Here is a 14,429-nt window from a genome sequence, read left to right as displayed (position 1 = left end):
CTTGTTTTCCCTACAAGCGGGGTAGGCTTCAGGCGACTTCTTCCAGCAGCCCGGTCTCCACGGAGAAATGCCACCCGGCCAAAGCGAGCCTGCCATCCTTCACCCGCTCGGTGATCCAGGGGAAAGTGAGCAGATTGGCGAGCGAGACGCGGATGGCCTCATGCTCACAGGCTTGGCATTGCGCGTCGAAATCGCCGGGAACGGGAGAATCGCACACGCGCTGGCGGGCCTCCTTGGCGATCTCCACCCAGGAGGAGATGAAGTCATGCTTGCCCTCGCTTGGGCCCTTCATCAGCGTACGGACACCGCCGCAGCGCGAATGGCCGAGCACCAGAATGGTGCGGACATTGAGCGAGGTAACGGCGAATTCCAGCGCCGCAGATGTGCCGTGATATTTGTCGTCCGGCGCGTAGGGCGGCACCAGTGCCGCGACGTTGCGCACCACGAAGATGTCGCCCGGGGCGCAATCGAAAATCGCCTCCGGCGCGACGCGGGAATCGGAACAGGCGATCACCATCGCCGGGGGAGACTGCCCCTCCCGCGCCAGGGTGGAATAGAGTTCCTTGTGTTCGCGCCAATAGCCTTCGCGAAAACGCTCGTAACCTTCCAGAAGTTGCTTCATAATCCCTCCAGCTTGGCAGCGTTCCACAGCCTGTCCATTTCGTCCAGGCTTGACGAGGCGGGCGTTTTGCCCTCGGCGGCGAGCAGCGCCTCGATGCGCGAGAAGCGGCGGATGAATTTCGCGTTGGCGGATTCGAGGCAGGATTCGGCATCCTGATCCAGCTTGCGGGCGAGATTGGCCAGCACGAACAGCATGTCGCCCAGCTCGTCCTTGATCCGCTCCGGGGCGGCTGCGGGGAGTTCGGCGCGCAATTCGGCGGTTTCCTCGGCCAGCTTGTCCAGCACCGCCTCGGCGTCCGGCCAGTCGAATTTTACCTGCGCGGCGCGGGCGGTAAGTTTCTGCGCGCGTTTAAGGGCGGGCAGGGCGGTGGCCACGCCATCCAGCACGCCGTGCTGGGCCTTGGCGATGCGCTCCTCGGCCTTCTGTGCTTCCCAGGCGGCGGTCTGGCCCGAGGCGGTGCGGGCGGCTTCCTCACCGAACACATGCGGGTGGCGGCGGATCATCTTCTCGGCGATGCCCTGGGCGACATCATCGAAAGTGAACCAGCCGCGTTCAGCGGCCATTTGCGCGTGGTACACCACCTGAAACAGCAAGTCGCCCAGCTCGTCCTTGAGCGGCTCGGGTTCACCGGACTCAATGGCGGCGCGGACCTCGTAGGCTTCCTCGATGGTATAGGGCGCGATGGTCTCGAAGCTCTGCTCCTTGTCCCACGGGCAGCCGGTTTGCGGGTCGCGCAAGGCGCCCATCACATTGATCAGCCTGGAGATTGGTGGTTCTGTGCTCATGGGCAGAGTGTAAATTCGGGGGAAGCAAATGACCAGCGCCTATGACTTTTCGTTCACCACGCTACAGGGCCAGCCCTACCCGCTGCGCGCGCTGGAAGGCCGCCCGCTGCTGGTGGTGAACACGGCGAGCAAATGTGGTTTCACGCCGCAATATAAGGGGCTGGAGGCGGTGTGGCGCGAGTTTGCGCCAAAGGGGCTCGTGGTCATCGGCATTCCGTGCAACGATTTCGGCGGGCAGGAGCCGGGGAATGCGGCGGAGATCGAGCAATTCTGCGAAGTAAATTACGGCGTCAGCTTCCCCATGATGAGCAAGGTGCATGTGAAGGGAGCCGAGGCGCATCCGTTCTTCACCTGGGCTTCCGGGCAAGGCGGGTTTTTCTCGCGCCCGCGCTGGAATTTTTACAAATACCTGATCAACAAGCAGGGGCAGCTTGAGGATTGGTTCTCCTCCAAGACCGCGCCCGATTCCGCGAAGCTCAAGGCGGCAATTCAGAGAACGCTTTGAGGATGACGCGCCGGGCTTCGTGCCAGAGGGCGTAATCGTCGAATTGTTCCACGCGCACCCAGGCGATGTCCGTGGCGTCATCGCCGGGTTTGGCGTCGCCGCCCACGTAGCGCGCGGCGAAGTCGAGGATGGTGTAGTGGTACAGGATGCGCCCCTCGGCATCGTGATGAATTGAATCGGCCGCGCCCACGAAGAGCAGCGAACCACATTCCAGGCCGGTTTCCTCCAGCAACTCCCGCCTTGCCGCCGCTTCCGTCGTTTCGCCAAGCTCCTGGCTGCCGCCGGGCAGCGCCCAGGCCCCAAGTTCAGGGGCTTTACCACGGCGGATGAGCAGCACCTCCTCCCCGCGCAGTAGAATCACGCCGATGCCCACCTGCGGGCGTTCAGGGTATGGCGGCATTATCCGGCCCTCACGGTTTGAATGGCGTCGCGCTGGTCGAACAGGTTCAGCAGCACTTTCGCCGCTTGGCCGCGCTCGCTCTCCAGCTTGGGGTCGCGTTGCAGCAGCATCACCGCGTCCTGCCTCGCCATGTCTAGCAGGGCTGCATGTTTCTCTGGGTCGGCGAGGCGGTAGCCGGGCAGGCCGGATTGGCGGGTGCCGAGATAATCGCCAGCACCGCGCAGGCGGAAATCCTCGTCGGCGATGAGGAAGCCGTCATCGGTATCGCGCAGCAGAGAGAGGCGCTTGCCGGCGGTCTGGCCAATTTTCGAATCATGCAGCAGCAGGCAATAGCTTTTCGCCGCCCCGCGGCCCACGCGCCCGCGTAGCTGGTGCAGCTGTGCGAGGCCGAAGCGCTCGGCATGTTCGATCACCATCACATTCGCCTCCGGCACGTCCACGCCCACCTCGATGACCGTGGTGGCGACGAGGATTTTGCTTTGCCCAGCAGCGAAGTTTTGCAGCGCGGCGTCGCGCTGGGCGGCGTCCATCTGGCCATGCGCCATCGCCACCGCCTCGCCGAAACGCTGGCGTAGATGGCCGAAGCGGATTTCCGTGGCGGTGATGTCCAGCGCCTCCGATTCACTCACCAGCGGGCATACCCAGTACACGCGCCCCCCAGCCGCGATGGCCCGCGCGATCGCCGCCTCCACCTTCTCCAGCTCCGCGAGGCTGTGCAGCGTGGTGGTGATCTTCTCGCGCCCCTTGGGTTTTTCGGTGATGCGCGAGACATCCATCTCTGCCCAATGGGTGAGCAGCAGGGTGCGGGGGATGGGGGTGGCGGTCATCACCAGCAAATCGGTGGCTTCGCCCTTCTGGCCCAGGGCGAGGCGTTGATCGACGCCGAAACGATGCTGCTCGTCGATTACCGCCAGGCCAAGATCCTGGAACTCGACATGCTTCTGGAAGATGGCGTGCGTGCCGATGACGATCTTGATCTCGCCGCTGGCGAGGCCCTCCAGCACCTGCTTGCGCGCCTTGCCCTTCACATTGCCGGTGAGCAGCGCGACCGGCACGGGGGAGAGCTTCTGGAAGGTGGCAAAATGTTGCTTGGCCAGAATCTCGGTGGGGGCAAGGAAGGCGGCCTGCGTGCCTGCCTCCACCGCGCGCAGGCAGGCGAGCACGGCGACCAGCGTCTTGCCGGAGCCGACATCGCCTTGCAGCAGGCGCAGCATACGGTGCGGCGCGGCCATGTCGGCGTCGATCTCGGCCAGGGCCTGCAACTGCCCGGCGGTGGGGGCGTGGCCGAAGCGGGTGAGGGCGGCTTTGCGCAAGCGGCCATCGCCCAGCAAGGCGCGGCCCGCACGGCGGCGGCGCATCCCGCGCACGATGGCGAAGCTGAGCTGGCGGGCGAGCAATTCATCATAGGCCAGACGCTCGGCGGGGCGGTTGTCCGGCACCTCCGTGGGAGCGTGCAGGGCGTGGAGTGCGGCCACGAAGCCGGGCCAGTCGCGCTTGGCCAGCACTGTTTTGTCCTGCCATTCGGGGAAATCCGGCAGCCTCGCCAGCGCCCCAAGTGCGGCGCGGCGCATGATGCGCGGCACCACCCCGGCGGTGAGCGGCCAGATCGGCTCGATCCAGGGGAAATCCCGCTCCTGCGCCTGGGAGACCACGTAATCCGGGTGGGCCATCGCCAGCGTATCGTTAAAGCGCTCCAGTTTGCCGGACACCGTGAGCCGCGCCCCGACCGGGAACTGCACCAGCCGCGCCGCGTGGAACAGCACGATCTCGGCGAAGCCCGTGCCATCCCCGATGATCACCCGGTGCGGCTGGCCCTTGCGGGCGGGAGCTTCGTGGCGGATCACCTCCACCCGCAGCGTGGCGGTCGTCCCAGGCCGGGCCTCGGCGATTTTGGGCGTGGCGCGGCGGTCGAGAAACTCCACGGGCAGGTGGAACAGCACGTCCCGGACCGAATCGCCGCCCACCAGCTTGGCGATCAGCCCGGAGAGCTTCGGCCCGAGGCCGGGCAGGGTGGAGACATGCGCGCGTAAGGGGAGCAGAATATCCATCGTCACATGCTGACTCTTGGCCAAACCGCGCCTATACCGCAACCCGCCATGACCGATACAGACAACACCCAACTGGACACACGGCGCCGGCGGATCATCTTCCGCGCCCAGCATCGCGGCACGTATGAGAACGACCTGATGATCGGCGATTTCGTGAAGGCGAACATCGCCGCCATGAGCGAGGCCGAGCTGGACGAGCTGGAAGCGGTGATGGACTTCCCGGATGCCGAGCTGGCCGACTGGCTCACGGGCCGCATCCCCGTGCCCGAGCATGCCGACAGCCCGATGTTCCGGCGCATCCGCGAGGCGGCGCTGAACCGCGCATGATCCCGGTTTACGGCGCGCCGGAGGGCGTGGACGCGCTGGTTCTGGTGCGCCGTCTGGCCGAGCATGACGGGCCGGTGCTGCACATCGCCCGCGACGATACGCGCCTTGCGGCACTTGCCGAGCAGATCGGCTTCTTCGGCCCCGAAGCCGAGATTATCGCCTTCCCCGGCTGGGACTGCCTGCCTTACGACCGCGTTTCCCCCAATGGCGGGATTATCGCCGAGCGCATCGCCGCGTTGAGCCGCTTGCAGGCGGAGCCGGGCAAGAAGCGCATCGTGCTGACCACCGTGAACGCCGCCCTGCAAAAAGTGCCGCCGCGCAAGGCGCTGGCCGGGGCGGGGCTGAACCTCGCCGTGGGCGACAGCGTGGCGCAGGAGGACATCGCCGCCTTCCTCGACGCCGATGGCTACCGGCGCACCGGCACGGTGATGGAGGCGGGCGAGTTCTCGGTACGCGGCGGGATCGTCGACGTGTTCCCGGCGGGCGAGACCGCCCCGGTGCGGATCGATCTGTTCGGTGACACCATCGAGAGCATCAAGCGCTTCGACCCCGAGACCCAGCGCTCCGGCGAGGCGCTGCCCCGGCTTGATTTCCACCCGGCCTCCGAAGTGTCCTTCGACGGCGCCTCCGTCGCCCGTTTCCGCACCAATTGGCGCGAGCTGTTCGGCCCGCAGGCGGTGGATGACCCGCTCTATGTCTCGGTGAGCGAGGCGCATCGCCATCCGGGCATCGAGCATTACGGCCCGCTTTTCGCCGAGAGCATGGAGACGATTTTCGACTACGTCCCCGGCGCGTCGGTCAGCCTGGATCATCAGGCCGAGAGCGCCATGGCGGCGCGGCTGGAGCTGATCGCCGACCATTACGCCGAGCGCCGCGCGCCTGCCCGTGCGGGCGAGCCTGCCTACCGGCCCATCCCGCCCGGCATGCTGTATCTGGACCGCGAGGGCTGGGACGCGGCGCTGAAAAAGGGCCCGTGCTTCGAGATCACCCCCTTCGCCAAGCCCGATGGTGGGGCGCAGGGCGTGGATATTGGCGGCCGCCCCGGCCCCATCCTCACCGGCCAGCCGTTGGCGGCGTTCGATGGCTTTGCCGAGCTGAAAGCAAAATGGGTCGAGACCGGGCGCACCATCGTCCTTGCCGCCTGGAGCTTCGGCTCCCGCGAGCGCCTGACGCTGATGCTGAAAGAGCATGGTATCGGCCCGGTGCGCCCCGTGGCCACGGCAGACGAAGCCCGCGCCTTGCCGCGCGGCACCGTGGCGCTGGTAGTGCTGGCGCTGGAGCGCGGCTTTGTTACCGACCGGATGGTCGTGGTGGCGGAGCAGGATCTGCTGGGCAACCGCATCGCCCGCCCCCCCAAGCGCAAGAAGCGCGCGGACCAGTTCATCGCCGACGCCACCGAGATCGAGGCTGGAGACCTCGTGGTGCATCAGGACCACGGCATCGGCCGTTATGAGGGGCTGGAGACCGTGACCGTGAACGGCGCGGCGCATGACTGCCTCAAGCTGATCTACGATGGCGGGGACAAGCTGTTCCTGCCGGTGGAAAATATCGACCTGCTCTCGCGCTTCGGCAATGAGGGCGACGGCGTCACGCTCGACAAGCTGGGCGGGGCCTCCTGGCAGGCGCGCAAGGCCAAGGCCAAGAACCGCATTCAGGACATGGCGGCGGGGCTCATCCGTTTGGCCGCCGAGCGGCAGATGCGCGAGGCCCCAATGCTCACCGCCGATGACGGCGCCTTCGCCGAATTCTGCGCGCGCTTCCCCTATACCGAGACCGAGGATCAGGCGAAGGCCATCAACGACGTGCTGGAGGATTTCGCCACCGGCAAGCCGATGGACCGGCTGATCTGCGGCGATGTCGGCTTCGGCAAGACCGAGGTGGCGCTGCGGGCCGCGTTCGTCGCCGCCATGGCGGGCACGCAGGTGGCGGTGGTGGTGCCCACCACGCTGCTGGCGCGCCAGCATTACCGGGCCTTCTCGGCGCGGTTCGAGGGGCTGCCGGTGAAGGTGGCGCAGCTCTCGCGCATGGTCACCGCCAAGGAGGCCACCGCCACCAAGGCGGGGCTGGCCGATGGCAGTGTGAGCATCGTCATCGGCACCCATGCGCTGATGGCCAAGGGTGTGGAATTCGCCGATCTCGGCCTGCTGATCGTGGACGAGGAGCAGCATTTCGGCGTGAAGCACAAGGAGCGACTGAAGGAGCTGAAGGCCGACGTGCATGTGCTGACGCTCACCGCCACGCCGATCCCGCGCACGCTTCAACTGGCGCTGACGGGGGTGCGCGACCTCTCGCTCATCACCACCCCGCCGGTGGACCGGCTCGCCGTGCGTACCTTCATCATGCCGTTCGACAGCCTCGTCATCAAAGAGGCCATCGCGCGCGAGAAATTCCGCGGTGGGCAGATCTTCTGCGTGGTTCCGCGCATCGAGGATCTCGACCACATGGCTACCCGCCTGCGCGAAATCGCCCCGGATATCCGCACGGTGATGGCGCATGGGCGTCTCGCCGCTGGTGAACTTGAGCAGGTGATGACCGATTTCGGCGAGGGCAAGTACGACATCCTGCTTGCCACCAACATCGTGGAAAGCGGGCTGGATATGCCGCGCGTGAACACGCTCATCATCCACCGGGCGGATATGTTCGGCCTCGCCGGGCTGTACCAGCTGCGCGGGCGCGTGGGGCGCGGCAAGCAGCGCGGCTACGCTTACCTCACTTGGCCGCCTTATCATCGGCTGTCCCCCGCCGCCGAGAAGCGGCTGGAGGTGATGCACACGCTCGATCAGCTTGGCGCTGGCTTTACCTTGGCCAGCCACGACCTGGACCTTCGCGGGGCAGGCAATCTGCTGGGCGACGAGCAGTCGGGCCATATCCGCGAGGTGGGCATAGAGTTGTACCAGCAGATGCTGGAAGACGCGGTGAACGCCATTCGCGCCCAGGGCAAGGAGAAGGTGGTGGCGCGCGACTGGACGCCCAACATCAATCTCGGCCTGCCGGTGCTGATCCCCGAGGCCTATGTGGCGGACCTGCCGGTGCGCCTTGGGCTGTACCGGCGCATCGGCGCGCTGAGCTCGGACGCCGAGAGCGAGGCGCTGGCCGCCGAGCTGGCCGACCGCTTCGGCAAACTGCCGGCGGAGGTGGAGAACCTGCTGGAGACCGTGGCGCTCAAGCGCGCTTGCCGGGCCGCGAATGTCGAGAAGCTGGATGCCGGGCCTAAGGGCATGGTCATCGCCTTCCGCAAGAACGACTTCCCCAACCCCGCCGGGCTGATCCAGTGGATCGGCACCAAGGGCGGCCTGGTGAAGCTGCGCCCAGACCAAAAGCTGGTGGTGGTGCGGGATATGGATGTGGCCGCGCGAATGAGATACGCCCAGGACACGCTGCGCGCGCTAGTGAAGCTGGCGAAGCTGGAAAAACCGGATGCATAAAGGCCGGTTGGAGGCGTTCACCGACGGTGTGATGGCTATCATCATCACCGTGATGGTGCTGGACCTCCACGTGCCCCATGGCAACGCCCTGGCCGACCTGCTCGGACTCTGGCCGGTATTCCTCTCCTATGTGCTGAGCTTCACTTACGTCGGCATCTACTGGAACAACCACCACCATATGTTTCAGGTCAGCTCCACCGTGAGCGGAGCTGTTCTGTGGGCCAATCTGCATCTGCTGTTCTGGCTCTCGCTGCTGCCTTTCACCACCGGCTGGATCGACGAGAACGCCCTGGCGCGCTGGCCGGTGGCGCTGTTCGGGTTCGACCTGTTCATGGCCGCCATCGCCTATTTTCTGCTGCAGCACGCGCTGATCGTGCATCAGGGCGCGCGGAGCATTATCGCCCGGGCGGTGGGGCGGGATGCCAAGGGCTGGGCTTCCGCGTTGCTGTATCTGGCGGGAATTGCCCTGGCCGTAGCCGAGCTGCCGCGTCTGGCCTATGCCGTGCTGTGGCTGCCCGCGCTGCTCTGGGTGATACCCGATAAGCGCATCGAATGCGTGGCGGAAAAAGCTGGCGAAGAATAGCCTTCCGGGGCTTGCATTTTAACTGGGCGGGCAAATATCGTTATATTCCAATATAACGATATTTTGAGGGACTCTCACATGGATCTTGGCATCAAAGGCAAGCTCGCGCTGGTTACCGGCAGCACGGCGGGTATTGGCAACGCCATCGCCACCTCGCTGGCGAAGGAAGGGGCGCGGGTGATTATCTCCGGCCGCAAGCAGAAGGCGGTGGATGCCGCCGTGGCCAAACTGAAGGCGGAAGGCCTGGATGCGCTCGGCTTCGCCGGCGACCTGACTGACGCAAACACCGCCGAGGTCCTAGCGAAAGAGCATCCAGGCGTGGAGATCCTTGTCAACAATCTCGGGATCTTTGAGCCGAAGGCCTTCGAGGACATCCCGGACGAGGATTGGCGCCGTTTCTTCGAGGTGAACGTGCTGAGCGGCGTGCGGCTCTCGCGCCTGTATCTGCCAGCGATGAAGAGCGCCAACTGGGGCCGCATCATCTTCATCTCCTCCGAGAGCGCCTTCCAGATTCCGGCCGAAATGATCCATTACGGCATGACCAAGAGCGCGCAGATCGCCGTGGCGCGTGGTCTGGCGGAAGAAGTGGCGGGCACCGGCATCACCGTGAACAGCGTGCTCCCCGGCCCGACCAATTCGCGCGGCGTGGGTGAGTTCGTGGAGGCGCTGGCCCAGGCCGAGGGCATCAGCTTCGAGGCGTTCGAGAAGAAGTTCTTCGAGCAGGTCCGCCCGACCTCGCTGATCAAGCGCTTCGCCACCACGGAGGAAGTGGCCGCGATGGTCACCTACGTTGCCAGCGCACTGGCCTCGGCCACCACGGGTGCCGCGCTGCGTGTCGATGGCGGCGTGGTGAAGAGCGCGTTCTGATTACAGGGACTGCCAGAACACCAAGGCACAGCCCACGGGCGCGGGCAGGTTGGGGTGGCGGTTCGCCGCCTCATCGCCCGAGATTTCGCCCGTGGCGACCATCTGGCCGATGGAGTTGAGCGTACCAAATACCGGGCCGGAAGTGCCTCCGGCAACGGAGGACGCAGCTTTCGCCACCCGGTATTTGTCCACCGCCTGACAGACATTGGTGGTGCCGCCTTCCAGCGTCGGGACGGTAAAGAACACCACCGCCAGAATGGCCAGCACCGTCAAAGCCCCAAGCAGAAACTTCATTTCAGCGGACAGCCATCTTGGAGAACATATTCAGCACCACCACCCCGGCCATGATCAGCCCGATACCCGCGGCACCGGCCATATCCACCGGCTGGCGGTAGTAGAAATACCCCACCGCCACGATGCAGATGATGCCAATGCCACACCACAGCGCATAGGCGTAGCCGAGTGGGATGGTCCTTACCGCCATGGAAAGCGAGTAGAAGCTGATGCAATACCCGCCCACGACCAGGATAGAGGGCAGCAGCCGTGTGAAGCCCGCCGCCGCCTTGAGCGAGGATGTCGCCAGGATTTCGGCGAAGATCGCCACCATGAGATAAGCGTAGGGCATCAGAAATCCGTGCAGCGCCCGTTTTTCTCCCAATCGCCATAGCGTGTGGGCTCAGGCCCCTTCGGCCCGCCGATCTCCTTCGGCATCTTCGGTGGCTCGGGCTTTTTCACGGTCTCTTTGGCGGTATCTTCGGCAGGTTTGTTGTCCATGCCGGCCAATGTAAGCGGTTTTGGCCTATTGTGAAGCCGCTGCCTTCGCCTGAGCTATGCGCTGTTCGTCAAGCGGCCGCCAGGAGGCATCGGCTGGCGCATGGGCTAGCGATTGCTGGAACAATGCCAGAGCCTCGGGGGTGATGGCCCCGGCTTCCTCGGAGAGCGCTTCGGCCAGATAGGCCTGGCCTTGGCTGGCATTGAGGGAGTTTGGGTCGACCTGGGCAAGATGCGTCCGCAGCGCGGCGATGACTTGGTCCAGCCGGGCCTTTTCCACTGCCTGATGCGCCACCCACTGCTCGTGCGGCTCGGAGGGCACCGTTGGCGTACTGCCCGGCAGATACAACGCGAAAGCCATGATCGGCAGCGCGATGATGACGGCGATCAGCAGTGGCTTGGCATTGCCGGTGAGCTGCTGAGCTGCGAGTCCATCGGCAGCCAGCAAACGGCGCTCCACTTCCAGCCTCGCGGCCCGGTACTCGGCCGCGCCGATACGCCCCTCGTCATGGTCGCGGGTAAGCTCGGCAAGCTGGGCGCGGTGGGTAGCCAGCGCGGCCTCGCGCCGGTTGCGAAGGAATTTGGGCGGGCGGAAGGCCAGCGCCAGCGGGGCGGTTAGGGCCAGCGCCAGGGCCAGCATGGCGGCAAAAATCATAGCAGTTCATCCAGCCGGGCGCGTTCGGCCTCGGTGAGCGGGGCGGGTGGCGCGGCGTTGCGGCGCGCGAGGAAGAACGCCGCGCCACCCAGCAGCAGGGCCAGCACCGGCATGGCGTAGAGCAGCCAAGTAAGCGGCGAGACGGGCGGCTTGAGCAGCACGAAGATGCCGTAACGCTGCACCATGTAGTTCATGATGTCCCGATCCGGCACGCCTTGCACCACCTGCTGGCGGATTATACCGCGCAACTGCCCGGCCAGCTTGGCGTTGGAGTCCTCGATGCTCTCATTCTGACAGACGAGGCAGCGAAGCTGGTCGCCGATTGCCTCGGCCTGCGTTTCCTGCGCCGGGGTCAGGGTTACGCCGTCGCGCGTCACCATGTCCTGCGCGAGTGCCAGGGCGGGCAACAACGCTAGGGCAAGCCAGAGCTTTCTCATGAATACTTCGCCAGCAGCGGATTGAGCTGGGTGGCCACCACTTCGTCGGTCAGCGCACCGGCGTAGCGCCAGCGCACGATGCCGGCTTTGTCGATGAAATAAGTCTCCGGCACGCCGTAAACGCCCCAGTTGATGGCGGTGGTGCCGTCGGCGTCGGCGGCGAGGCGCTGATACGGGTTGCCGTTCTGCGTAAGGAATTGCGCCAGGGCCTGGGCATCGTCCTCATAGGCGATGCCCCAGATGGTCAACCCCGAGGCGGCGAGCTTGGCCAGCATCGGCGCTTCCTCCCGGCAGGGCACGCACCAGGAGGCGAACCAGTTCACCAGCATCGGCTTGGGCGGGGCGGCGAGGTCTGTGTTCGCGAAACCCTGCATGCCCCCTGCACCGGAGAGTGAAAACGCAGGTGGACGCTTGCCGATGAGCTGCGAGGGCAAGGCATGCGGGTCGTAATCGTTGGACTGCATGCGGCGCAGGATGACGTAGAACGCCTCCCCCCCGGCTGCGGCCAAAGCGAGCGGAATGCCGAACAGTAAACGGCGGCGCCAGGGAGACATCAGGCCACCGCGCCTTCCGGCTTGCGCTTGCGCGAGGGCGCGCCCACCCGCAACCGGCGGTCGGAGAGGGAGACGAACCCGCCCAAAGCCATGATCAACCCACCGAACCAGATCTCCGGCGCCAGCGGGTGGTTGTTCAGCCTCAACTCCGCGCCGCCGCTGGCGGGTTCGTCGGCGAAGACGGCGTAGATGTCCTGAAAGCCGTTGGTGTGGATGGCGGCGTCGTTGGTGGTGACGTGCTGCGCGGCGAAAAAGCGGCGGGAAGGATGCAGGGTCAGGCCGTTGACGGTGATGTCCGCCACGCGCTGGGTGTAGTTGGGGCCGGGGGCGTCGTGGATGTCCTGCAACGTCCAGGTATAGCCGCCGAGCTGAGTGGACTGGCCGGGTTGCAACACCACTACGGTCTGGGAGGCCAGCGTCATGCCCGCAATGCCAAGTACCGAGACACCGAAGCCGATATGCCCCAGCGCCGCCCCCAGCGCCGCGCGCGGCAAGGTGCCGAGACGGGCCAGCGAATTGCCCAAAGGCACGCGAAACAGGCGCAGGCGGTCGGCAAGGTCAATAAGTGCGGCAAGCACCACCCAGGCTCCGCCCGCGAGGCCAAGCCCAGCGATGACATGGCGCGTGGCTGAAAGTGCGAGGAACACCAGCAGCGCCGCGCCCCCCGCCAGCCAAAGGCGTTGCAGTGCGGGCAGCAGGTCGGCGCGCTTCCAGGCCAGCAGCGGGCCGCAGCCCATGGCTAGGATGATGGGGGCCGTTAAGGGCAGCACCGTCTGGTTATAAAACGGCGCGCCGACGGAAAGCTGGATGCCAAATAGCAGGTTGGCGAAGGGCGGGTACAGCGTGCCGGTGAACACCACGGCGGCGATGGCGCAGAGGAAGATATTGTTCAGCACCAGCGCGCTCTCACGCGAGATGGGCGCGTAGATGCCCGCTGCCGCCAGCACCGGGGCACGGATGGCAAAGAGCAGCAGCGAGCCGCCAATGGTCAGCCCCAATAGCACGAGGATGAACAAGCCCTGGTCAGGTGCCGCGGCGAAGCTATGCACGGAGTTGAGGATGCCGGAGCGCACCAGGAAGGTGCCGGAGAGACTGAGCGAGAAGGTGGCGATGGCGAGCAGCACGGTCCATGCCTTTAGGCTCTCGCGCTTTTCCACCACGATGGCGCAATGCAACAGTGCCGTGCCGGTGAGCCAGGGCAGCAGGGCAGCGTTCTCCACCGGGTCCCAAAACCAGTATCCACCCCAGCCCAGCGTGTAGTACGACCACCAGCTCCCCAGCGCGATGCCGCCGGTGAGGAAGCACCAGGACAGCAGCGCCCAGGGGCGCACCCAGCGTCCCCAGGCGGCGTCGATCCGGCCCTCGATGAGTGCCGCGATGGCGAAGGCGAAGGCGACCGAGAAGCCGACATAGCCGGTGTAGAGAACCGGCGGATGGAAGGCGAGGCCAGGATCCTGCAGGATAGGGTTGATGCCCGCGCCATCGGTGGGCGGGGGCCAGAGCCGGGTGAAAGGGTCGGAAACGGCGATGGTGAAAAGTAGGAATCCGGCCGAGACCAGCCCCAGCACGCCCAGCACGCGCGAGCGCAAGGACGCGGGCAAATTGCCGCCGAATAGCGCCACGGTGGCGCCGCAGAGCGAAAGAATGACGCACCAAAGCAGGATGGAGCCGTCGTGATTCCCCCAGACGCCGGTGATGCGGTAGAGCAGCGGCACGGCGGATGAGGAGAAATCGGCAATATTCTCCACCGTGAAATCGGAAACCACGCCCGCCCAGATCAACGCCAGCATGGCCAGCACGGCGGCGGCGAAATGGCTCAACGCCAGCACCGGGGCGGCAGCAAGGGCGCGAGGATCGCGCAAGGATGGCCCAAACAGGCCGACGACACCCTGCGCGCAGGCCAGCGCCACCGCACAGGCCAGGACGAAATGACCGAGTTCGGGGATCATGAGCCTGTCTTCTCCGGCATGGTGTTCCAGCTTGAGGCATCGGGCGGCGGGCCGAATTTAGGGTCCCACTTCCCGGCTTCTTTCAGGGATTGCTCGACATCCTTGGGCATATAGGCCGAACCGTGCTTGGCCAGCACCTCGTCGGCATGGAACACGCCATCGGTCCCCATGGAGCCGATGGCGACCACGCCCTGGCCCTCGCGGAACAGATCCGGCAACACGCCGGTGAACATCACCGGCACGGCGGCACGGCCATCCGTCACGGCGAAATGCGTGGTGGGCGTCTCGCCCGACAGCGTGGTCTGCACCGTGCCAACCTGAACGACGCCGCCAAGGCGGAAACTCAGCCCCTCGGCGGGGTGCTTGGAAACAACCTCGCGCGGGGAGAGGAAGAAGGTAAGGGTGGAGGAGAAAGCCGCCAGGGTCAGCCCCACGGCGGCGCTCAGGCACAGGCCGCAGGCGATGACGAGATACAGCCGGCGCTTCTTGGGCGTGCGCATG

General features: G+C 65.7%; 17 protein-coding genes. 5 read left to right on the top strand and 12 right to left on the bottom strand.

Features of this window, described 5'->3' with window-relative positions:
- Nucleotides 1-28: 28 nt before the first annotated feature.
- Both HNP71_RS03265 and mazG read right to left on the bottom strand, forming a co-directional pair.
- Nucleotides 29-622: a carbonic anhydrase gene (locus HNP71_RS03265; RefSeq protein WP_183265445.1), complete on the bottom strand. Its 594-nt coding sequence runs from the start codon at nucleotides 620-622 to the stop codon at nucleotides 29-31.
- The gene (gene mazG / locus HNP71_RS03260; RefSeq protein WP_183265444.1) at nucleotides 619-1,407 is read right to left on the bottom strand and encodes a nucleoside triphosphate pyrophosphohydrolase; all 789 of its coding nucleotides are present in this window, start codon (nucleotides 1,405-1,407) and stop codon (nucleotides 619-621) included. Before mazG ends, HNP71_RS03265 begins: the two co-directional genes overlap by 4 nt.
- Before the next feature lie 28 nt (nucleotides 1,408-1,435).
- Here mazG and HNP71_RS03255 point away from each other — a divergent pair, with 28 nt between their 5' ends.
- On the top strand, nucleotides 1,436-1,912 hold the full coding sequence (locus tag HNP71_RS03255; protein ID WP_183265443.1) for a glutathione peroxidase: 477 nt from the start codon (nucleotides 1,436-1,438) through the stop codon (nucleotides 1,910-1,912).
- On the opposite strand, the gene HNP71_RS03250 is transcribed toward HNP71_RS03255, so the two are convergent.
- Together HNP71_RS03250 and recG are read right to left on the bottom strand one after the other, a co-directional pair.
- On the bottom strand, nucleotides 1,884-2,312 hold the full coding sequence (locus tag HNP71_RS03250) for an NUDIX hydrolase (protein WP_221246604.1): 429 nt from the start codon (nucleotides 2,310-2,312) through the stop codon (nucleotides 1,884-1,886). The genes HNP71_RS03255 and HNP71_RS03250 overlap by 29 nt on opposite strands.
- Nucleotides 2,312-4,360: an ATP-dependent DNA helicase RecG gene (recG, locus tag HNP71_RS03245; protein ID WP_183265442.1), complete on the bottom strand. Its 2,049-nt coding sequence runs from the start codon at nucleotides 4,358-4,360 to the stop codon at nucleotides 2,312-2,314. Before recG ends, HNP71_RS03250 begins: the two co-directional genes overlap by 1 nt.
- 48 nt (nucleotides 4,361-4,408) lie before the next feature.
- On the opposite strand from recG, the gene HNP71_RS03240 reads away from it, so the two are divergent.
- From HNP71_RS03240 to HNP71_RS03225, 4 genes are all read left to right on the top strand, one after another.
- Nucleotides 4,409-4,687 (top strand): FAD assembly factor SdhE, encoded by a 279-nt coding sequence (locus HNP71_RS03240; protein WP_183265441.1) that lies wholly within the window; start codon nucleotides 4,409-4,411, stop codon nucleotides 4,685-4,687.
- A complete protein-coding gene (gene mfd / locus HNP71_RS03235) occupies nucleotides 4,684-8,112 on the top strand; it encodes a transcription-repair coupling factor (protein WP_183265440.1) in 3,429 nt (1,142 codons plus the stop codon). The genes HNP71_RS03240 and mfd overlap by 4 nt, the downstream gene beginning before the upstream one ends.
- The gene (locus HNP71_RS03230) at nucleotides 8,105-8,695 is read left to right on the top strand and encodes a TMEM175 family protein (protein ID WP_183265439.1); all 591 of its coding nucleotides are present in this window, start codon (nucleotides 8,105-8,107) and stop codon (nucleotides 8,693-8,695) included. Before mfd ends, HNP71_RS03230 begins: the two co-directional genes overlap by 8 nt.
- A 78-nt stretch (nucleotides 8,696-8,773) precedes the next feature.
- Complete coding sequence (locus tag HNP71_RS03225) at nucleotides 8,774-9,562, top strand: SDR family NAD(P)-dependent oxidoreductase (protein WP_183265438.1); 789 nt, start codon at nucleotides 8,774-8,776, stop codon at nucleotides 9,560-9,562.
- Here HNP71_RS03225 and HNP71_RS03220 read toward each other — a convergent pair whose 3' ends face one another.
- From HNP71_RS03220 to ccmE, 8 genes are read right to left on the bottom strand one after another with little or no spacing between them, the layout of a single operon-like run.
- The gene (locus HNP71_RS03220; protein ID WP_183265437.1) at nucleotides 9,563-9,856 is read right to left on the bottom strand and encodes a hypothetical protein; all 294 of its coding nucleotides are present in this window, start codon (nucleotides 9,854-9,856) and stop codon (nucleotides 9,563-9,565) included.
- 1 nt (nucleotide 9,857) lies between these two features.
- Nucleotides 9,858-10,187 (bottom strand): DMT family transporter, encoded by a 330-nt coding sequence (locus tag HNP71_RS03215; protein ID WP_183265436.1) that lies wholly within the window; start codon nucleotides 10,185-10,187, stop codon nucleotides 9,858-9,860.
- Complete coding sequence (locus HNP71_RS03210; protein WP_183265435.1) at nucleotides 10,187-10,336, bottom strand: DUF1674 domain-containing protein; 150 nt, start codon at nucleotides 10,334-10,336, stop codon at nucleotides 10,187-10,189. Before HNP71_RS03210 ends, HNP71_RS03215 begins: the two co-directional genes overlap by 1 nt.
- Before the next feature lie 25 nt (nucleotides 10,337-10,361).
- Nucleotides 10,362-10,988, bottom strand: coding sequence for a c-type cytochrome biogenesis protein CcmI (ccmI, locus tag HNP71_RS03205; RefSeq protein ID WP_183265434.1), 627 nt, complete (start codon nucleotides 10,986-10,988; stop codon nucleotides 10,362-10,364).
- Nucleotides 10,985-11,425, bottom strand: coding sequence for a cytochrome c-type biogenesis protein (locus HNP71_RS03200; RefSeq protein WP_183265433.1), 441 nt, complete (start codon nucleotides 11,423-11,425; stop codon nucleotides 10,985-10,987). Before HNP71_RS03200 ends, ccmI begins: the two co-directional genes overlap by 4 nt.
- Nucleotides 11,422-11,979 carry a DsbE family thiol:disulfide interchange protein gene (locus HNP71_RS03195; protein ID WP_183265431.1) on the bottom strand — a complete coding sequence of 186 codons (558 nt, stop codon included), beginning with the start codon at nucleotides 11,977-11,979 and terminating at the stop codon, nucleotides 11,422-11,424. Before HNP71_RS03195 ends, HNP71_RS03200 begins: the two co-directional genes overlap by 4 nt.
- Complete coding sequence (locus tag HNP71_RS03190) at nucleotides 11,979-13,928, bottom strand: heme lyase CcmF/NrfE family subunit (protein WP_183265429.1); 1,950 nt, start codon at nucleotides 13,926-13,928, stop codon at nucleotides 11,979-11,981. Before HNP71_RS03190 ends, HNP71_RS03195 begins: the two co-directional genes overlap by 1 nt.
- Entirely contained in the window at nucleotides 13,925-14,428 is a 504-nt protein-coding gene (gene ccmE, locus HNP71_RS03185; protein WP_183265428.1) for a cytochrome c maturation protein CcmE, read from the bottom strand. Before ccmE ends, HNP71_RS03190 begins: the two co-directional genes overlap by 4 nt.
- Between the last annotated feature and the right edge of the window lies 1 nt (nucleotide 14,429).

Source organism: Acidocella aromatica, from assembly GCF_014201825.1.
GTDB classification, from domain to species: Bacteria; Pseudomonadota; Alphaproteobacteria; order Acetobacterales; family Acetobacteraceae; genus Acidocella; species Acidocella aromatica.
The sequence above is the reverse complement of the archived record's forward strand: the minus strand, read 5'-3'. Positions and strand labels throughout refer to the sequence as shown.

Excerpts from the sequence above, each read along its gene's own strand:
- HNP71_RS03265 (WP_183265445.1), bottom strand. The coding sequence starts at position 622 with ATGAAGCAACTTCTGGAAGGTTACGAGCGTTTTCGCGAAGGCTATTGG.
- mazG (WP_183265444.1), bottom strand. The coding sequence starts at position 1,407 with ATGAGCACAGAACCACCAATCTCCAGGCTGATCAATGTGATGGGCGCC.
- HNP71_RS03255 (WP_183265443.1), top strand. The coding sequence starts at position 1,436 with ATGACCAGCGCCTATGACTTTTCGTTCACCACGCTACAGGGCCAGCCC.
- HNP71_RS03250 (WP_221246604.1), bottom strand. The coding sequence starts at position 2,312 with ATGCCGCCATACCCTGAACGCCCGCAGGTGGGCATCGGCGTGATTCTA.
- recG (WP_183265442.1), bottom strand. The coding sequence starts at position 4,360 with ATGGATATTCTGCTCCCCTTACGCGCGCATGTCTCCACCCTGCCCGGC.
- HNP71_RS03240 (WP_183265441.1), top strand. The coding sequence starts at position 4,409 with ATGACCGATACAGACAACACCCAACTGGACACACGGCGCCGGCGGATC.
- mfd (WP_183265440.1), top strand. The coding sequence starts at position 4,684 with ATGATCCCGGTTTACGGCGCGCCGGAGGGCGTGGACGCGCTGGTTCTG.
- HNP71_RS03230 (WP_183265439.1), top strand. The coding sequence starts at position 8,105 with ATGCATAAAGGCCGGTTGGAGGCGTTCACCGACGGTGTGATGGCTATC.
- HNP71_RS03225 (WP_183265438.1), top strand. The coding sequence starts at position 8,774 with ATGGATCTTGGCATCAAAGGCAAGCTCGCGCTGGTTACCGGCAGCACG.
- HNP71_RS03220 (WP_183265437.1), bottom strand. The coding sequence starts at position 9,856 with ATGAAGTTTCTGCTTGGGGCTTTGACGGTGCTGGCCATTCTGGCGGTG.
- HNP71_RS03215 (WP_183265436.1), bottom strand. The coding sequence starts at position 10,187 with ATGCCCTACGCTTATCTCATGGTGGCGATCTTCGCCGAAATCCTGGCG.
- HNP71_RS03210 (WP_183265435.1), bottom strand. The coding sequence starts at position 10,336 with ATGGACAACAAACCTGCCGAAGATACCGCCAAAGAGACCGTGAAAAAG.
- ccmI (WP_183265434.1), bottom strand. The coding sequence starts at position 10,988 with ATGATTTTTGCCGCCATGCTGGCCCTGGCGCTGGCCCTAACCGCCCCG.
- HNP71_RS03200 (WP_183265433.1), bottom strand. The coding sequence starts at position 11,425 with ATGAGAAAGCTCTGGCTTGCCCTAGCGTTGTTGCCCGCCCTGGCACTC.
- HNP71_RS03195 (WP_183265431.1), bottom strand. The coding sequence starts at position 11,979 with ATGTCTCCCTGGCGCCGCCGTTTACTGTTCGGCATTCCGCTCGCTTTG.
- HNP71_RS03190 (WP_183265429.1), bottom strand. The coding sequence starts at position 13,928 with ATGATCCCCGAACTCGGTCATTTCGTCCTGGCCTGTGCGGTGGCGCTG.
- ccmE (WP_183265428.1), bottom strand. The coding sequence starts at position 14,428 with ATGCGCACGCCCAAGAAGCGCCGGCTGTATCTCGTCATCGCCTGCGGC.